Annotated in this window: 15 protein-coding genes and 1 pseudogene; 7 read left to right on the top strand and 9 right to left on the bottom strand. The window is 72.4% G+C overall.

All coding sequences use genetic code 11. The features are described from left to right. Positions 1-34 precede the first annotated feature (34 nt). The 5 genes from ACFWJO_RS18860 to ACFWJO_RS18880 form a co-directional block, all read right to left on the bottom strand. Positions 35-1333 carry an SLC13 family permease gene (locus tag ACFWJO_RS18860; RefSeq protein ID WP_386866475.1) on the bottom strand — a complete coding sequence of 433 codons (1299 nt, stop codon included), beginning with the start codon at positions 1331-1333 and terminating at the stop codon, positions 35-37. Then, a complete protein-coding gene (locus ACFWJO_RS18865) occupies positions 1330-1797 on the bottom strand; it encodes a CBS domain-containing protein (RefSeq protein WP_386866477.1) in 468 nt (155 codons plus the stop codon). Before ACFWJO_RS18865 ends, ACFWJO_RS18860 begins: the two co-directional genes overlap by 4 nt. Before the next feature lie 435 nt (positions 1798-2232). Then, entirely contained in the window at positions 2233-3285 is a 1053-nt protein-coding gene (locus ACFWJO_RS18870) for a PucR family transcriptional regulator (RefSeq protein ID WP_386866479.1), read from the bottom strand. Between the two features lie 32 nt (positions 3286-3317). Then, entirely contained in the window at positions 3318-4037 is a 720-nt protein-coding gene (locus ACFWJO_RS18875; protein WP_386866481.1) for a potassium channel family protein, read from the bottom strand. Further along, positions 4030-5403 carry a TrkH family potassium uptake protein gene (locus tag ACFWJO_RS18880; RefSeq protein WP_386866483.1) on the bottom strand — a complete coding sequence of 458 codons (1374 nt, stop codon included), beginning with the start codon at positions 5401-5403 and terminating at the stop codon, positions 4030-4032. The genes ACFWJO_RS18875 and ACFWJO_RS18880 overlap by 8 nt, the downstream gene beginning before the upstream one ends. A 258-nt stretch (positions 5404-5661) precedes the next feature. Between ACFWJO_RS18880 and ACFWJO_RS18885 the strand changes: the two are divergent. Further along, a pseudogene (locus ACFWJO_RS18885) lies at positions 5662-5781 on the top strand (RidA family protein); the annotation flags it as partial. Between the two features lie 163 nt (positions 5782-5944). Here ACFWJO_RS18885 and ACFWJO_RS18890 read toward each other — a convergent pair. Both ACFWJO_RS18890 and ACFWJO_RS18895 read right to left on the bottom strand, forming a co-directional pair. Further along, entirely contained in the window at positions 5945-7621 is a 1677-nt protein-coding gene (locus tag ACFWJO_RS18890) for a hypothetical protein (RefSeq protein WP_386866485.1), read from the bottom strand. A 148-nt stretch (positions 7622-7769) separates the two neighbouring features. Beyond that, positions 7770-8117, bottom strand: a complete 348-nt coding sequence (locus ACFWJO_RS18895) for a hypothetical protein (RefSeq protein WP_386866487.1) — start codon at positions 8115-8117, stop codon at positions 7770-7772. 356 nt (positions 8118-8473) lie between these two features. On the opposite strand from ACFWJO_RS18895, the gene ACFWJO_RS18900 reads away from it, so the two are divergent. The 3 genes from ACFWJO_RS18900 (at position 8474) to ACFWJO_RS18910 (ending at position 12088) form a co-directional block, all read left to right on the top strand. After that, positions 8474-10159, top strand: coding sequence for a SpoIIE family protein phosphatase (locus ACFWJO_RS18900; protein ID WP_386866489.1), 1686 nt, complete (start codon positions 8474-8476; stop codon positions 10157-10159). A gap of 143 nt (positions 10160-10302) precedes the next feature. Next, positions 10303-11613 (top strand): MFS transporter, encoded by a 1311-nt coding sequence (locus ACFWJO_RS18905; RefSeq protein WP_386866491.1) that lies wholly within the window; start codon positions 10303-10305, stop codon positions 11611-11613. Between the two features lie 52 nt (positions 11614-11665). Next, complete coding sequence (locus ACFWJO_RS18910; RefSeq protein ID WP_386866493.1) at positions 11666-12088, top strand: heme-binding protein; 423 nt, start codon at positions 11666-11668, stop codon at positions 12086-12088. Between the two features lie 200 nt (positions 12089-12288). On the opposite strand, the gene ACFWJO_RS18915 is transcribed toward ACFWJO_RS18910, so the two are convergent. Further along, a complete protein-coding gene (locus ACFWJO_RS18915) occupies positions 12289-12954 on the bottom strand; it encodes a Tat pathway signal sequence domain protein (RefSeq protein ID WP_386866495.1) in 666 nt (221 codons plus the stop codon). Between the two features lie 546 nt (positions 12955-13500). Between ACFWJO_RS18915 and ACFWJO_RS18920 the strand changes: the two genes are divergently transcribed. From ACFWJO_RS18920 to ACFWJO_RS18930, 3 genes are all read left to right on the top strand, one after another. After that, positions 13501-14358, top strand: coding sequence for a TetR/AcrR family transcriptional regulator (locus ACFWJO_RS18920; protein WP_386866497.1), 858 nt, complete (start codon positions 13501-13503; stop codon positions 14356-14358). Between the two features lie 187 nt (positions 14359-14545). After that, entirely contained in the window at positions 14546-15199 is a 654-nt protein-coding gene (locus ACFWJO_RS18925; RefSeq protein ID WP_384409331.1) for a DUF6230 family protein, read from the top strand. 2 nt (positions 15200-15201) lie between these two features. After that, a complete protein-coding gene (locus tag ACFWJO_RS18930; RefSeq protein ID WP_386866499.1) occupies positions 15202-15678 on the top strand; it encodes a DUF6114 domain-containing protein in 477 nt (158 codons plus the stop codon). A gap of 239 nt (positions 15679-15917) precedes the next feature. Here the strand turns inward: ACFWJO_RS18930 and ACFWJO_RS18935 are convergent, their stop codons facing one another. Further along, a complete protein-coding gene (locus ACFWJO_RS18935; RefSeq protein ID WP_386866501.1) occupies positions 15918-16268 on the bottom strand; it encodes a winged helix-turn-helix transcriptional regulator in 351 nt (116 codons plus the stop codon). Between the last annotated feature and the right edge of the window lie 13 nt (positions 16269-16281).

A 16281-nucleotide genomic window follows, 5' to 3' on the forward strand; every position in this document is an offset into this window, starting at 1 on the left:
CCCGCGGCAGAGTGACGGCGGGCCTCCGTCGGTGTCAGGCCAGGGCGAAGTAGCGCAGCCACAGGTAGAGGGCGGACACGGCGACCGTGGCGGCGGTGACGACCAGGCCGTACCTGGTGAACTGCCAGAAGGAGATGGGCTGGCGGTTGCGTTCGGCGATGCCGAGGACGACGACGTTGGCGGAGGCGCCGATGGCGGTGGCGTTGCCGCCGAGGTCGGCGCCGAGCGCCAGGGCCCACCACATCACGTGGTCGGGGTCGCCGCCCATGTCGGTGACCAGTTCGCCGGTGATCGGCGCCATCGTGGCGACGTACGGGATGTTGTCGACGATGCCGGACAGGACGGCCGAGCCGCCGAGCAGCAGCATGGATCCGCCGAGTTCCGCGCCGCCGATCGCGTCCGCGAGGAAACCGGCCAGCTCCCCGATGACGCCCGTCTCGATCAGCGCGCCGACCATGACGAACAGGCCGGCGAAGAAGGCCAGGGTGGGCCACTCCACCTCGCCGAGGACCTCGCCGGTCTCCACCTTGGAGACGGCGACGAGCAGACCGGCGCCGAGCAGGGCGACCACGCTGGGCTCGTAGTGGAGCACGGGGTGCAGGACGAACCCGGCGACGACGAGGGCGAGGACACTCAGGCCCAGCACCAGGAGACGGGGTTCGGTGATCGCCTCGCGCTCGCGCAGCTCCATCACCTCGGCCGCGCGCCTCTCGTCGTAGACGAAGTACTTCGCGAACATCACCCGGCACAGCAGCACCAGGACGACTATCAGCACCGCGCACAGCGGGGCGAGGTGGACCAGGAAGTCGTTGAAGGTCAGGCCGGCCCGGCTGGCGATGATGATGTTGGGCGGGTCGCCGACGAGCGTGGCGGTTCCGCCGACGTTGGACGCGAAGACCTCGGCGAGCAGGAACGGCATGGCCGGCAGCTTCAGCCGGTCGCACACCAGGAGCGTGACCGGGGCCACCAGCAGCACGGTGGTGACGTTGTCGAGCAGCGCGGACGCGAGGGCGGTGATGACGACCAGCATGGCCATCACCCGGAACGGTCTGGCCCTGGCCCTCTTCACCGACCAGATGGCGAGGTACTCGAAGAGTCCGGTCCGCCTGAGCACGCCGACGATCATCATCATGCCCATGAGCAGGAAGATGACGTTCCAGTCGATGCCGGTCTCGTCGGAGTGGAAGGCGGAGGCGTCGTCGGTGGCGCGGAGGGCGAGCATCAGGCCCGCGCCGCCGAGGGCCGCCGCGACGCGGTGGACCCACTCGGTGATGATCAGGACGTAGACGCCGGCGAAGACGGCGACCGCGGCCCAGCTCTGCCAGTCGCTCATGCCCGGCCCCCGGCCGCGAGCAGGTGCCGCATCAGCCCTGCCGCCGAGACGACGCCGAGGAGCCGGGTCGCGCTGCCGTCCCGCTCGACCACCGCCACCAGGGGGACGTGGGTGCGTGCCATGGCGGCCGCGATCTCCATCGTGCCCGCGTCCGGGCCGACGTACGGCGGCTTGAAGGAGCGGGCGGGCAGCCACTGGGAGACCGTCTGCCCCTCGAGTTCCCCGACGACCGCTTCGGCGTGCCGGTCGTCGATGACCGGGGCGAGCAGCGGGTCCTCCATCACGTATTCGGGGACCAGTTGGCGGACAAGCTGGGAGCCGGGCACGGCGGCGTACGGAGCGCCGTCGGCGTCCAGGACCAGCAGCGCGGCGAGATTGTGCTCGGCCAGCAGCCGGACCGCGTCCACTGCACTGTCGTCGGTGGTGACGTGCGGATAGGGCTCGGCGAGATCACGGGCGGACATGGTGCTGCTCCTGTGGGGTGTGGTGCCGGAGGGCTGGGTGCCGGAGGAACGGGTTCCACTGAGTCGGCCGGGGGGCCTGTGGCCGGCTCGGATCGCCCCCCCCGACGTCCGGACCGCGGACCGCCGGTGAGGTCGCGCCGGCGTGGGCGAGCCGCCCGGGCCGGCCCGGCGGTCACGCCGCGGAGAGCACGGCGCGACCGCGCGCCGAACTGCGATGAACGTCATGGTCGCCAGGCTCCGATCCGCGAAGAGAGTCCTCCCTTGCTCGCCGACCAGACTTCCCGGCACACCGCGGGCAACTTTATCGGCTCCATACGGCTTCCTGACGACTTGCTGACGGCAGTCCGGCGCGGCGGAGGTTGCCGGGCTCCGGCATGATCGCGCCCGGTCCCCGGTGCATTGTGCGACGCCCCGGAGCCCTCGGGGGCGGGCGGTTCAGGCGCCCTTGCCGGGCCAGCCGAGGAGACGGGCCCCGATCACGGCGGTCTGGAGGGTGTAGCGGCTCGCCGGGTCGGACGGGTCGGTGCCGGTAAGCCGGTGGATCCGGTCGAGGCGGTACGTGACGGCCCGCACGGACAGGTTGAGGTGACGGGCCGCCTGGGTGGTGACGCAGCCGGCGTCGAAGAACGCGGTCAGCGTGTCGAGGAGCGTTTCCGCGCCGCCGCGTGCCGAACGGAGCGGGCCGAGGACGCTGTGGACGAGGTCTTCCATGGCCTGCCGGTCGCGGGTGAGGACCGGGTAGACGAGGAGGTCGGCGGCGTGCAGGACGGGCGCGTCGAGGTCGAGGCGGTCGGCGAGGTCGAGGGCGCCGAGCGCTTCCTCGTAGGAGTGGACGACGCCCCGGGGCCCGGGCTGGGGCCGCCCGACGGCCACCTGGCCGCCGCCCGTGGCGGCGAAGGCCTGCTTGGCGAAGTACGTCAGGACGTCGGCCTGGTCTCCGGGGGCGACGCACACGATGCGGCCGCCCTTGGTGGTGAGCAGGATGTGCCGGTCGCCGAACCTCCCGATCAGTGCCCGCTCCACCCGCTGCGGCACCGGGTCGGCCTCGCTGTACGCCTGCGGACCGCGCGCCACGGCGACCGCGTGCGCCTGCGACAGGCGCAGGCCGAAGCGTTCGGCGCGCTCGGCTATGCGCCCGATGTCGCTGCGGCCGTAGAGCAGGTCGTCGACGAACTCCCGTCGTTCCGCCTCCTCCTGGCGCACCGCCAGCCGCTGGGCCCGCTCGAAGCCTCCGCAGAAGGCGTCGACGGACTGCTCGACGGCGGTCAGCAGGTCCAGCGTCGTCCGACGCGACAGGGGCTGCTCCGGCCAGGCGGCGCGGACCGCGGCCAGGTGATGGCCGATTGACTCGCGCAGCGCGAGCCCCTCGCGGGCGGCCCTCTCCCCCGACTCCCGGCGCCGCTCCACCTCGTCCCGGCTCAGTCGCCTCCCGCTCGCCGCGACGTCGGTGAGCAGTCCCTCGTACTCCTCCACGTATCCGTGCTGCATTTCCCCGCCTCGTATGGTGATCACTGCCGTGCTCAGGGCAGCTCGGTGAAGACCTCGACCGCCTGGGTCTTTCCGGTGACGACGATGATGTCGCCCTTCTCGACGACCGTCTCGGCGGTCGCGTAGGTGAAGTCCTCACCGGACCGCTTGATGCCGACGACGGTGACGCCGTACCTGCTGCGCACCTGCGACTCGCCGAGCGGCCGGCCGGTGGCGCTCACGGGGGCGACGGTCTTGACGAGGGCGTAATCGTCGTCGAACTCGATGAAGTCGAGCATGCGGCCGGTGACGAGGTGGGCGACGCGCTCGCCCATCTCGTGCTCGGGCAGGACCACGTGGTGGACGCCGAGGCGTTCCAGGATCTGGCCGTGCTGGCGGCTGACCGCCTTGGCCCAGATGTTGGGGACTCCGGCGTCGAGGAGGTTGGAGCTGATGAGGATGCTCGCCTCGATGGAGCTGCCGATGCCGACGACGGCGCTGGTGAACTCGTGCACGCCGAGCTGGCGCAGCACCTCCGGGTCGGTGGAGTCGGCGACGGCGGTGTGGGTGAGGGTGTCGCTGTACTTCTGGACGAGCCGGGCGTCGGCGTCGATGCCGAGCACGTCCCAGCCGCGGCGCATCAGCTCGTTGGCGAGGGAGTAGCCGAAGCGGCCCAGGCCGATGACGGCGACCCGCTGGTCGGCGGGCGCCTTGTGCTGGTGGGCGAGCCGCCGCTGGCGGCGCTCGCGCAGGTTGTGCAGGAAGTCAGCCAATGACAGGTCGCTCCTCGGGCAGTTCGTACCGTCGCGTGCGTTCGCGCAGGGCGAGCGCGGAGACCAGGGTGATGGGGCCGATGCGGCCGATGAACATCAGGGCGATGAGGACGAGCTGGCCGATGCCGGGCAGGTCGGCGGTGATGCCCGTGGAGAGACCGACCGTCGCGAAGGCCGAGACGACCTCGAAGAGCACCGCTTCGAACGGCGCCTCGCTGACCGAGAGCAGCGTCAGGGTCGCCGCCATGACCACCCCGACGCCCATCAGGGCCACGGTCAGCGCCTGGCGCAGCACGTGGGGCGCGAGGCGGCGGCCGAGGACGACGGAGTGGGTCTCACCGCGCACTTCGGCGAGGATCGCGGCGGCGAGGACGGCGAAGGTGGTCACCTTGATGCCGCCGGCAGTGCCCGCGCTGCCGCCGCCGATGAACATCAGCATGCAGGTCATCAGCAGGGTGGAGGGGTGCAGGGCGCCGATGTCGAGCGAGTTGAAGCCGGCGGTCCGGCTCATCGCCGAGTGGAAGAAGCTGTTGAGGAGCTTGCCCCAGACGTCGTGCGCGCCGAGCGTGGCGGGGTTGGTCCACTCCAGGAGGCCCGTGAGCAGCGTGCCGGTCACGAGGAGGGCCACCGTGGTGATGACGGTGAGCCTGGTGTGCAGGGTCCAGTTCTTCCGGCCGGTCGTACGGGCCCGGTGGCGGTGGCGCAGCATCTCCAGGAGGACGGGGAAGCCGATGCCGCCGAGGATGACGGCGAGGGCGATCGGCAGGGTGATCCAGGGGTCCTGGGCGTAGCGCGTGAGGTTGTCCGCGTGCAGGCCGAAGCCCGCGTTGTTGAAGGCGGACACCGCGTGGAAGTAGCCGAGGTAGACCGATTCCCCGAGCCCTTCGCCGTATCCGAAGCGGATGCGCAGGGCGAGGAACGCGCCGACAGCCAGCTCCACCATGAGCGTCGTGCCGGCGACTCCGAGGAGGACCCGGCGTACGTCTCCGATGCCGAGGCTCTTCGTCTCGGCCTGCACCGTGAGCTGCATGCGCAGCCGCAGGCGGCCCGAGACCAGCAGGGCGAGCATGGAGGCCAGGGTCATGATGCCGAAGCCGCCGATCTGGATCAGCGCGAGGATGACGCCCTCGCCGAAGCCGCTCCAGTGCGTTCCGGTGTCCACGACGGCGAGTCCCGTCACGCAGACGGCGGAGGTGGAGGTGAACAGCGCGGTCAGCAGGCTGGTCCCCCGGCCGTCCTCGGCGGCGGCCGGCAGCATCAGCAGCGCGGTGCCGATCACGACGGCACTCGCGAAGGACAGCACGACCGTCCGGGCCGGGTGCGCGGAGAAGAACGAGCGTGCGCGCTGTCGCGCCGCGGTGGCCAAGGTTCCGGGGCTCCTTCCTGGTGGCTCGCCGCGATGCGTCGGCAACCCGTCAGAAAGGCGACAACAACACGTCAAGAACCGGCCGTCACCCTACCTGTGTGCCCGGCCCGGACCGAACACCTTCCCCGGGCTGCGCGCCCGCCGTGGAGTCCGGCGACGTGGACCGCCGGGCGCGGGTGGTCCGGCTTCGGTCATGCGAGGGGGCCTCGTAACGAGCGGCCATCGCGGCGGCGCGGTGATGAAGGGCAGTGCGCAGACGGCGTGCTGGCGTCGCGGTTGGGCGCCGCCGGGGTGGCTCCGACCACCACGATGCTCGGGGTGACACGGCCGGCGATCCCCGGCCGGCTGGTCGAGCTGGAGGGCACCGCCGTCGCCTGACACGGCCTCACGACCTCTGCCGCTCGGGTGATTGCCGTGGAGGCGGGGCGCACAGGCCCCCTGGGGCCGGCCCGCGGGCCGCAGGGGCAACGCGATCGTCCTCGCCTCCCCGGACCGTGAACGAGGGCTCGACTCGAAGCCCTCGGCCCGGCAGCCGCCACGGTCAGCAGCCGTATGCGGCGGCCAATTCCGCCAGTCCCTCGAGGTCGCCGTCCGCGATCCCGCCCTCGCCCGCGCGGGCGATCAGGACCACCCGGGCCGGGACGCCGGCGGCCGCGTACGCGGCGAGCCGGTGGTGGCCGTCCAGCACCACGCCGACCAGCCACCGCTCCTCGTACTGGGCCTGCACGTAACGCTCGTCGATCCAGCCGAGGAGCACGGCGGCGGGCCGCTCCCCCGCCGCGATCGCGCCGGCGTGCCGGGCGACCGTCAGGGGGTCGAGCGCCTCCGGCGGCTGCGAGGGCAGGACGGCGCCGTACGTGAACGGCACCCGGCTGCCCGGAACGGGCGTGGTGAGCTGGTAGTGGGCGACGCCGGGCCAGTGGTCCTCCTGACGGCCGTATTCGGAGCCGTAGTCGGAGTCGTAGGCGGAGTCGGAGTCGTAGGCGGAGTCGTGGTCGTCGCCGTCCTCCCGCGCCCGGGCTGCCACCCGGCGGTTCCACCACGACCGGGCCGGCTCGGCCACCTGCCCGAGTGGAAGATCGAGCAGCAGGGCGCGGTAATGGCCCGTCTCCAGCTCGCCGAGCACGGGGCTCCATTCGGCGAGCAGCGCGGCGTCGAGCCGGTCCAGGCCGGCCAGCCGCCCGCGCATGCGGGCCGCGATCCGGGACGCCTCGCCTTCCGGCCAGTCCAGCAGCCTCAGGCTCAGCTCGCAGGTGTCGCAGACCGAGCCGACCCGGTACAGCGGCTTCCCGTCGAACGTGAGGGACCGGTCCCAGCGCGGCCAGGACGAGCCGGGCGACGGCGGGTCGAAGGCGATCCTGATCCGGCCCGCACCCCCGTCGACGGAGAACCGGGCCCGCGCACCGGACTCGATGACCAGGTCCCGCACCACCGCGGGAGCGCGCTCGGTGCGGCCGTCGGCCCAGGCGGCGCGCACGGCCGCCGCGTAGGCCGCCCTGCCCGGCCCCTCGGGCAGGAGCGGGTCACGTCCAGTGAGCCGCACAAGGGCGTGGTGGACGTCGTGCACCCGCTCCTCACCGCTCTCGGCCAGCCATCGCAGCAAGTGCGGTACGGCGGCGGGGTCGCCCATCAGCTCCAGGGCGACGACGAACGCGGTGTGGTCGAGCCCGGTCACCTCGGACAGCCGCCCGGCGATCTGTTCCGTCCACTCGCGGGCCCCGAGGCGGCCCAGCGCGAGCGCGGCTCTGGCGCGCGGGGCGGCGGGGTCGTCGAGGAGAGCGCCGAGGCACGGCGCGAACGACGGGTCGCCGGACAGCCCCATGGCGTCGACGAGTTCGGGGGCGAGCGGCCCGCCGGCGCGATGCCCGCCCGCGCCGGACCCCGGCACCTCCCTCGCGTACGCGCGCAGCACGTCGGCGGGCAGGCGCAGCCCGCGCGCCACGGCGGTCCTCAACAGGTCCCGGCGGTCATCAGCAGCGAACGCGGGCTCGGCGAGCAACCGCAGCAGTACCGCGTCGCCGGGCTCGCCGATGATCCCGAGGAGCCCGGTGAGGTACGGACCGAAGGCCGCCCGGTCCGCGTCCGATCGGTACAGCTCTTCGACGGGCCCGGCGAGACAGCCGGGCCGGTCGGCGTTCAGCGCGTACAGCGCGATCCACGGATCGTCGGCGTTCAGGGCCGTGCGGAGACGTGTGTGGACGGTGTCGTGATCCCCCATGCGGACAGTATCGGCCACGGACAAGGCGGACACGGTCGTGCTGCACCGCGGAGCCGAAGTGCTGAGCTTGCGGTACACCGCCGGCGACCGCCGTTGCCGTCAAGGAGTCGGGGCGGCCGGCGCTCCAGGTGAATGTCCGGCCCGATCGTCAGCGGGTGTCGTCCGGGAGCCCCACCGCTTCGGTACACCACGTCACGAGGTCGGCCGTGAGGTCCTCGATCGAGTGATCGACCTTCGTCCGGGCGCCGCCGTCCGCGCCGAGGAACACGGCCTTGAACGGCCACGGTCCTTCCATGTGCACCACATGGTCTTCCGTGTCGTCGGTCAGCACGGCCGTCCGTGCGCCGTCCAGGTCCACCACCCAGTACGCGCCGTCGCCCTCCGGGTCATGGAACACCTGTATCCGGTCCGCATCGACACCCGCCCTCAACAGCGCGCCCAGAACACCGTATCGATGCACCACGCGGTGGGCGCCCTCCGTCTCCCTCCACGCCACCGGGGCCGCGCCGGCAGGGACCTGCACGGGCCGAGCGGGTCCCGGTGCCCGGCGACGCGCGTCTCCCTCCGCGCACCGCGATCCGACCGAGTCCTCACCCGTCACAACAGCCCCCTTTCCTCGACGCATGGGTTCCCTCACTCCGGGAGTCCTATGCGCAGCGCCGGCCGGTGTCCCCGCCGTCGGGGCTCGCCCCTTACGGAGAAACCCGGAGACCGTGGAGGAGAAGGGGGTCGGCGCCGGCGGCGTCGTGACGGCTCCACACGCATCTCACCCCGAGAAGTCGCTTCGTCGACGGGGTAGGCATCGGCTTCGGTGACGACAACGAGAGGGAACCTGTGAACGGTGAGGGCTCCATGCCGCAGTGGCTTCTTCCGGAAGGTGCGGGCCTTGCGGCGCGTCAGCTTGTCGAAGGAACGATGGCTCCCATCGTCGTTCTCGACGCGCAGCTGCGCCATCTCTACGTCAACCCGGCGTGGGTCCGGGCCAGCGGCGTGCCCGCCACCGCATTCCTGGGACGCACGCTCGGGGAGGTGCTGCCGGATCTCCACAGCCCGGACGACGTCCTGTTCGAGGTACTCGCCGACGGGCAGCCCCGGGAGGCCACCATCTCGGGCACGACAGAGGTCGCCTCGCCGTTGGGGCAGCGGCTCTGGCGAGCGGTCTATCACCGGATGGAACTGCCGGAAGGGGGCGTGTGTCTGTGCGGAATCGGCGTGGAGATCAGCAGTCTGCGGCGCTATCTGGACGACCTGGAGACCGCCCATCGGAGGCTCGCCCTGCTGGATGCCGCGGCCGCACGCGTCGGCACCACGCTCGACATCGACACCACGTGCCAGGAGCTGGTCGACTTCCTGGCCCCCTCGCTGGCCGACCTGGCCGCGGTGGGCATCGTCGAGGAGGAATTCACCGGCGCTCCCCCGCCTCCGCCCGGTTTCCTGCGGCTGCGCAAGGTGAGGGGCTCGGCACCCCCCGGGTGGGAATGGGTCCTGCACCAGCTGGGCGGACCCGGGCCGTACATCGACGTTCCCCGCGGCGTCGCCACACGGCATTGCCTGGACTTCGGGCGGCCGTGGCTGGGCAACCTGGCCTCGGACGAGCTGTTCCAGAAGGTGACGGTGGACCCCGAACGGGCCAGGATCTTTCGCGCGGCCGGCGTCCACTCGCTTCTCATCACCCCACTGCTCACAGCGGGCCGCCCGGTCGGCGTCGTCCTTCTGGGCCGGGCCGGCGCATCGCAGCCCTTCGACGACAACGACCTCGTGACGCTCCAGGCGCTGGCCGGACGGGCTGCCGTCTCGATCGACAGCGCTCGCCGCTACAGCTACGAACACACCATGGCGCTGGAACTCCAGCGGGCCCTGCTGTCCGAACCCCGCGCGCCCCACCCCGCTGTGGAGGTGGCCGCCCGCTACCTCCCCTCCGGCCGCAGTGTCCTCGTCGGTGGGGACTGGTACGACTCGATTCCCCTGCCGGACTCCCGCACCCTGCTGGTCATGGGCGACGTGATGGGCCACGGGTTCCAGGCCGCTGTCGCGATGAGCCAGTACCGCTCTCTGCTGCGCACGATCGCCGCTTCCGGCGCGGCCGTCGACAAGATCCTCGACGAGTTCGACCGCCAGGTCGCGCACCTCGGCCTCGACCGCCTCGCCACATGCCTGCTCGCGCTCGTGGATCCCGCTGCCGGCACCTGTACGACGGCCAGCGCAGGACATCTGCCGCCCGCCGCCGCGCGACCGGACGGCAGCGTCGACGTCCTCTGGCTCCCGGCCGGCCCGCCCATCGGCACCGGACTCGGCAGCCACGAAGCGCTCACCCTCCGCCTGGACCGCGGCACCACGCTGCTGCTCTACACCGACGGGCTGGTGGAAAGACGCGGCGCGGACATCGACACCTCGGTGCAGGCGCTCGAGACGGTGCGCCTGCCGGCGGACCGCCCTCTCGACGACATGCTCGACACGCTTCTGGCCCACCTGGCGAACGGCGCGTACGAGGACGACGTCGCCGTTCTCGCCGCTCGCCTGCGCGACGGATGTGAGTGACCTCCCGCCGGAGCCGGCCGCGATGTCGCCACGCCCGCACACTCCCACTCCGCGCATACCCGCGCTTGCACTTATGGCGCGTCTGCAACTATTGTCGAAGCATGCAAAGGGATCGCTCAAGTAATTCCGGAAAGGGGCGAGCCATGCCCCTCGCTCTCCTCGCGCTCGCCGTCGGGGCCTTCGGCATCGGTACGACCGAATTCGTGATCATGGGGCTGCTGCCCGAGATCGCCGCCGACTACGGCGTCACCATCCCCACCGCGGGCCTGCTGGTCACCGGGTACGCGCTCGGCGTCGTCCTGGGTGCGCCGCTGCTGACCGTCCTGGGCAACGAGGTGAGCCGCAAGCGGATGCTCATGATGCTCATGGGCCTGTTCGTGGCCGGCAACCTGCTCTCCGCCTTCGCGCCGAGCTTCGGCCTGATGCTGACCGGCCGCGTCGTCGCCTCGCTCGCCCACGGCTCGTTCTTCGGGATCGGGTCCGTCGTCGCCGCCGACCTCGTCGCCCCGGACAAGAAGGCCGGCGCCATCGCCACCATGTTCACCGGCCTGACCGTGGCGAACATCGTGGGCGTGCCGCTCGGCACCTTCATCGGGCAGGCCGTCGGATGGCGCTCCACCTTCGCGATCGTCGCCGTGCTCGGCGTGGTCGGTCTGCTCGGCATCGCCCGGCTCGTGCCCGCGATGCCCCGCCCCGAGGGCACCCGGCTGCGCGGCGAGCTGAAGGCCTTCCGCAACCCGCAGGTGCTGCTCGCGATGGCGATGACCGTCCTCGGCTTCGGCGGCGTCTTCGCCGCGATCACCTACATCGCGCCGATGATGACCGAGGTCACCGGCTACTCCGACGGCGCCGTCACCTGGCTGCTGGTCCTCTTCGGCGTCGGCATGTTCCTGGGCAACCTGCTCGGCGGCCGGTACGCCGACCGTGCGCTGATGCCCCTGCTGTACGTCACGCTGGGCGGGCTCGCGGTCGTTCTCGCGCTGTTCACCGTGGCCGCCCACGACAAGATCCTCGCCGCGGTCGCCATCCTCCTCGTCGGGGCGCTCGGCTTCGCCACCGTGCCCCCGCTGCAGAAGCGCGTCCTCGACCAGGCGCACGGCGCGCCGACCCTGGCCTCCGCCGTCAACATCGGCGCCTTCAACCTCGGCAACGCGCTCGCCGCCTGGCTCGGCGGCGTCGTCATCGCCGCCGGCTTCGGCTACACGTCCCCGAACTGGGTCGGCGCCGCCCTCGCCGCCGCCGCTCTCGGCCTCGCCTTCTGGTCCGCGGCGCTGGAGCGCCGGGGCCCCGCGGCCGCGGCGGCCGCGCCTGGCGGGGCGACGGGGGCGACCGGGGCGACCGGGGCGACCGGGGTAGCCGACGCGGCGGGCGTAGCTGGCGTGACCGGCGTGGCCGGCGTGACCGAGGCGGGCGCTGCGGGCGCCACTCCCGTCCGTACCCCTGTCCACCACTGACCCACCGCACCGCACCGCACCCCACCCACCGCACCCCTCAAGGAGAAGCGCCATGAGCACCACCACCGTCACCCCGCTGACCACCGCCGACGCCGAGGTCCTGATCACCGCCGCCCGCCGCGCGGCCGAGGCCGCCGGGGCCACCGTCAGCATCACCGTGCTCGACGCCGGCGGACACCTGCTCGCCTTCCGACGCGACGACCGCGCGGTCCTGATCGCGGGCGAGACCAGCACCCGCAAGGCGTACACCGCCCTCCAGCTCGACGCCGCCACCGCCGACCTGGTGGACCTCGTCAAGCCGGACGGCCCGTTCCACTCGCTGACCACGGCCCTCGACCGGCCCCTGCTCTTCATCGCGGGCGGTCTGCCGATCCACCGCGACGGCCGCCTCATCGGCGCCATCGGCGTCGGCGGCGGCGCGCCCGAGCAGGACCACTCCTTCACCACCACCGCGGTCGAGGCCCTGTCCCGCTGACCCGCACCCCGCGAGGCGCGACCAGCGGCCGGCGGCCGCCCGGCGTGCGCCCCAGGCCGCCGGGGCATGACGAAGGGGCGGCACCGGCAGCCCTGAGGCTGCGGTGCCGCCCTCCGGTCGGCGTGGACCGGCGCTCAGCGCCCGTCGGTTCACCGGCGCCGGCGGGTTCGGTTCGCAGCCGGTGCCCGTGTCGCCCGTGTTCAGTTCACGAACACCACCGGGCTGCCGGCCTGGCTGGTGTCGAGCACCGGCCCGTACTTCGCGCTGAAGTAGCCGCTGGCCGGACAGGTGCCGGGTCCGCTGTACTTGCTGAACAGCTGGTCGGTGAAGGTGAGGGAGTTGTCGGCGTTGGACGGCGTCGCCGTGAGGCTGCTCGCACGGTAGACGCAGGTCGTCGTGCCGAGGATCGTGCTGATCTTGAGGGTCGTCTGGATCGGTCCCGCGGCGCCCGCGGTGACCGTGAGCGAGCCGCCGGAGGTGACGGCGGCGGCGAACGGCAGGTTGTTGACGGTGATGCTCTGCACGCCCGTGGCACCGACGATGTTGGTGGTGCAGTTGCTGAGGGTGTGCGCCGTGACCGTCTCCGTCGCGGTGCCGGGAGCGGCCGGGTTGCCGTCCACGGTGGCGGTGAAGGCGGACGTGCCGCAGGTGATGCCCGTGCTGCCGCCCGGGGTGGTGGCGATCCTCGCCTTCGTACCGGAGGCGAGGGAGGCGGACAGGACGTCACCGGTGGCGACGGCGGTGCCGCCGGCGCTTCCGGTGGTCAGGACCTCGCCGGCGGAGGCGGTCGCGGAGGCCGAGGCGGTCACCGCGAGCACCGCGGCGACGGCGGCGCCGAAGGCCGCGGAGAGAGCACGCTTGTCCATGGGGGTTCCTTTCGCGCGAAGGCGGAGGGGTGGAAGAACTCGGCGGTCAGCGTGGGTCGTTGGGGGATCGCTGGGTGGGTCGCTGGGGTGGGTCGTTGCGTGGGACCGTGCACGCGTGGGGACGTGGCGCACGGAGGGGTCGCGGGGGCGCTCGCCACGCGGGGATCACGTCACGCACCCGCCGTACGGGCACACGTCCGGGCACGGCGTACGGCCACGGTGTGCGGGCACGGCTCGCGGGCCCGACGGCCGTCGTACGAGTGCGGGGAAACGGGTGCCTGGGCACGGTGAGGCGATGGCGTGGTGACGCGGCGGCGCCATGACGGCGACGACCGCCGCCGGAGTTCCGGCGCCACGGTTCTCCGGCGGCGGTGTCGCGATACGGGGTGGAGCGTAATACTCGGTGTGCGGTGCGCGGCGGCGGCGCATCCCGTCCCACTGGGGTGCGGCTCCGCCGGTGCTCGCCCGGAACACCGAGAGGAAAACCCACGAGGGTTGTAATCCTGTCGAGTATGTGACGTCAACAACCGCAGAAGGATGTGGCCGATGACGAGCGTTCGCGGCGCCGAGGAGGATCTGGTCCTGCCGGGGGCCCGCACGGGCCGCGAGCCCGAGCGCTCGCTGCGCCCGGGGCCGCGCCGGCTGAGCCCCGAGCAGGTGGCCTCACGACAGCGTGACCGGCTGCTCGACGGGGTGGCCCGCACGGTGGCGGCGAACGGCTACACGGGCGCCCGGATCAGCGACATCTGCCGGGCCGCCGGAGTGACGCGACCGGTCTTCTACGAGCTGTTCTCCGGCAAGGAGGACGCGGTGCTCGCCGCCTTCCGGGGCGGCACGGAGACGGTGGTACGGGCGATGCAGCGGGCGTACGAGGAGCGGGGCGGCGCGGTGGCCTGGCAGGCCGCGGTGCGGTCGGGGCTCGAGGTGCTGCTGACCCTGCTCGCGCAGAACCCGGCCTTCGCCACCATGGTGGTGGAAATCGAGTCGGTGGGGCCGGCCGGGCGCCGGGCACGCTCCGAACTTCTGGCCAGTTTTCGCCGGTTCTTCGCGGACGCACCACCCGGCCCCCCGGAGGTCGCGCGGGCCGAGCTCGTGGACGCGGTGGTCGGCGCCGTCCACGCGGCGGTGCTCCGGGCGGTGGACGAGGGCCGCTTCACCGGGACGACGGGGACGACGGGGACGGCAAGGTCGACCGGGGCGGCAGAGACCGCAGATGCAGGTGACGGGCTGCGCGGGCTCCTGGACGTGCTGGTGCACGTGGTCGTGTCCCCCTTCGGCTGCCCGACGGATCCGGAGCGAGCGGCCGGGAAGGACGGCGAGGCTGGAGAGGACGGTGGCGGGGCTCCCGTCGGGGCCGGCGGCGGCACAGCCAAGCGGCGTTCCGGAGCTCCGCTCGACTCCTGACGGATCGTCAACCGCTATTTGTTACTGACCGGTTGACGCGCCCTGTTACCGCGCGTACGGTCCGTTACGGTTCCCTGCGGCACCGCCGCCTCCGCACGAGTCCGGGAAGACCCAGGTGGATGGGGAACCGTCCGCGCCAGGACGTCGTCGCCGCGCTCCGTTACCCCAGTCATGTCAGGAGCGACGCATGGCCCTGCCCGAAGGCACCACCGCACCCGGGTCGACGCCCGACCCGGCCGATTCCGCAAGACGCGGCGGCGTCCGCTACCGCCGCGCCGCCCTGATGGGCGTCCCCGCCCTCCTCGCCGCCTCGACCCTGGTGGTGCTCACCGCCCAGGGTGCGCTCGCCGCCCAGTTCGCCATCTCCGGCATGCCGTTCACCGTGACCGCCGACTCCCTCGAGGGCAGCGGATTCGGGCAGTTCGGTGCGCTGGACAACATGGCGGAGGGCAGCCCGAACGCGGGCGACACGGGTGGTCAGGTCCTGGTCATCGTGACCGCGTTCCGCGAGGCGAAGCTGACGAACCTGTGCCAGAGCGTGGAGCTCGGCGGCACCCATCTGCTGATCACGGCGGGCAACAAGGGCATCCCGGTCAAGGCCTCCGGCCTGACCACCGACTCGACCGAAATGGCCGCGAAGCTGGCGGAGTTCGAGAACATCGAGATCGGCGGGGACGCCAGCACCTTCGACAAGCCGCCGGTCAAGGGCCCGCTCGGCTCGTTCGGCCAGCAGGCCGACACCGTCAGCATCAAGAACGTACGGCAGAACAACTACGCCACGACCGCGACCCGGTTCACCCTGCCCGATCTCCACATGGGCTTCAGCTCGAAGGGCTGCTGAGGATGACGTCGGGCACGGACGAGGCCGCGTCGCGGGCCGGGGCGGAGACCCGGCGGGCGGCGCGGCCGGACGGCCGCCGGCACCCCTGGCGGGCGTTCCGGCGCTGGCGGCACCGGCGGCCCTTCGGGGCGGGCCTCGCCCTCGCACTCGGCGGCGCGGAGATCCTGGTGACCCAGCGGGCCAGCGTCTCGGTGATCCTCACCGCCGGCGCCGACAGCCTCGCGGGCTACGTGCTGCCGATCATCATGACGGTCTGCGGGCTGCTCATCGTGTTCAACCCCCGCCAGCGGCTGTTCTATTCGGTGATCGGCGTGCTCGCCTCGCTCGCGAGCTGGGTCACGTCCAACCTCGGCGGCTTCTTCATCGGCATGCTCCTCGGCCTGGCCGGCAGCTCCCTGGCCTTCGGCTGGCTCCCGGACCGCCCCCGCCGACGCCGCCTGCTACGCCGCCGGGGCCGCCGTACCGAGGACGCCGCCTAGGCGGCTTCCGGTTCCTCCGCTCCCGTGGCTCGCCGTCACACCCACTTTTTTGTGGGTACTTGTCGCGCGGCGGGCCACGGGAGAGCCTTGTGGTGACCGAGGGAACGGACACCGGGAGGAGGATGACGGGGCGTCACACGCCTCGGGAGCGTAGGAACACCGGCACAAGCCACGGGACACCGGAAGCCACGGAGCGACGTGGGCGATCGAGGCGGATGGGCGCCCCGGGCGCGGGTGTCTCAGGAGACGGCACGCTCCGCGGTCAGCCGGTCGAGCCGGCGGTGGCCCCACTCCGACAGCGCAGCCAGCGCGACGGAGAGCTCGCGGCCCTCGTCGGTCAGCGAATAGACGGTCTTCGGCGGCACCACGTCGAACGCCTCGCGGTGCACCAGACCGTCCGACTCCATCTCCCGCAGGGCCTGGGTCAGCACCTTCTCGCTGATCTCCGGGACCTTCCGGCGCAGTTCACCGGGCCGGTGCGGGCCTGATTCCAGCAGCCAGAGCAGCAGGGTCTTCCACTTGCCGTCGATCACCGCGACGGCGGCGGTGACCCCGCACACGTCCGTGTCCCTGGCTCGCACACGCCCCATCGTCCTCGTCCTT

The sequence above is a fragment of the Streptomyces sp. NPDC127092 genome (assembly GCF_042722475.1).
Taxonomy (GTDB): domain Bacteria; phylum Actinomycetota; class Actinomycetes; order Streptomycetales; family Streptomycetaceae; genus Streptomyces.

What these genes read in the sequence shown, in the direction of transcription:
- ACFWJO_RS18935 (WP_386866501.1), bottom strand. Translation starts at nt 16,268, where the DNA reads ATGGGGCGTGTGCGAGCCAGGGACACGGACGTGTGCGGGGTCACCGCC.
- ACFWJO_RS18925 (WP_384409331.1), top strand. Translation starts at nt 14,546, where the DNA reads ATGGCCCTGCCCGAAGGCACCACCGCACCCGGGTCGACGCCCGACCCG.
- ACFWJO_RS18930 (WP_386866499.1), top strand. Translation starts at nt 15,202, where the DNA reads ATGACGTCGGGCACGGACGAGGCCGCGTCGCGGGCCGGGGCGGAGACC.
- ACFWJO_RS18865 (WP_386866477.1), bottom strand. Translation starts at nt 1,797, where the DNA reads ATGTCCGCCCGTGATCTCGCCGAGCCCTATCCGCACGTCACCACCGAC.
- ACFWJO_RS18860 (WP_386866475.1), bottom strand. Translation starts at nt 1,333, where the DNA reads ATGAGCGACTGGCAGAGCTGGGCCGCGGTCGCCGTCTTCGCCGGCGTC.
- ACFWJO_RS18890 (WP_386866485.1), bottom strand. Translation starts at nt 7,621, where the DNA reads ATGGGGGATCACGACACCGTCCACACACGTCTCCGCACGGCCCTGAAC.
- ACFWJO_RS18915 (WP_386866495.1), bottom strand. Translation starts at nt 12,954, where the DNA reads ATGGACAAGCGTGCTCTCTCCGCGGCCTTCGGCGCCGCCGTCGCCGCG.
- ACFWJO_RS18905 (WP_386866491.1), top strand. Translation starts at nt 10,303, where the DNA reads ATGCCCCTCGCTCTCCTCGCGCTCGCCGTCGGGGCCTTCGGCATCGGT.
- ACFWJO_RS18870 (WP_386866479.1), bottom strand. Translation starts at nt 3,285, where the DNA reads ATGCAGCACGGATACGTGGAGGAGTACGAGGGACTGCTCACCGACGTC.
- ACFWJO_RS18910 (WP_386866493.1), top strand. Translation starts at nt 11,666, where the DNA reads ATGAGCACCACCACCGTCACCCCGCTGACCACCGCCGACGCCGAGGTC.
- ACFWJO_RS18920 (WP_386866497.1), top strand. Translation starts at nt 13,501, where the DNA reads ATGACGAGCGTTCGCGGCGCCGAGGAGGATCTGGTCCTGCCGGGGGCC.
- ACFWJO_RS18900 (WP_386866489.1), top strand. Translation starts at nt 8,474, where the DNA reads ATGCCGCAGTGGCTTCTTCCGGAAGGTGCGGGCCTTGCGGCGCGTCAG.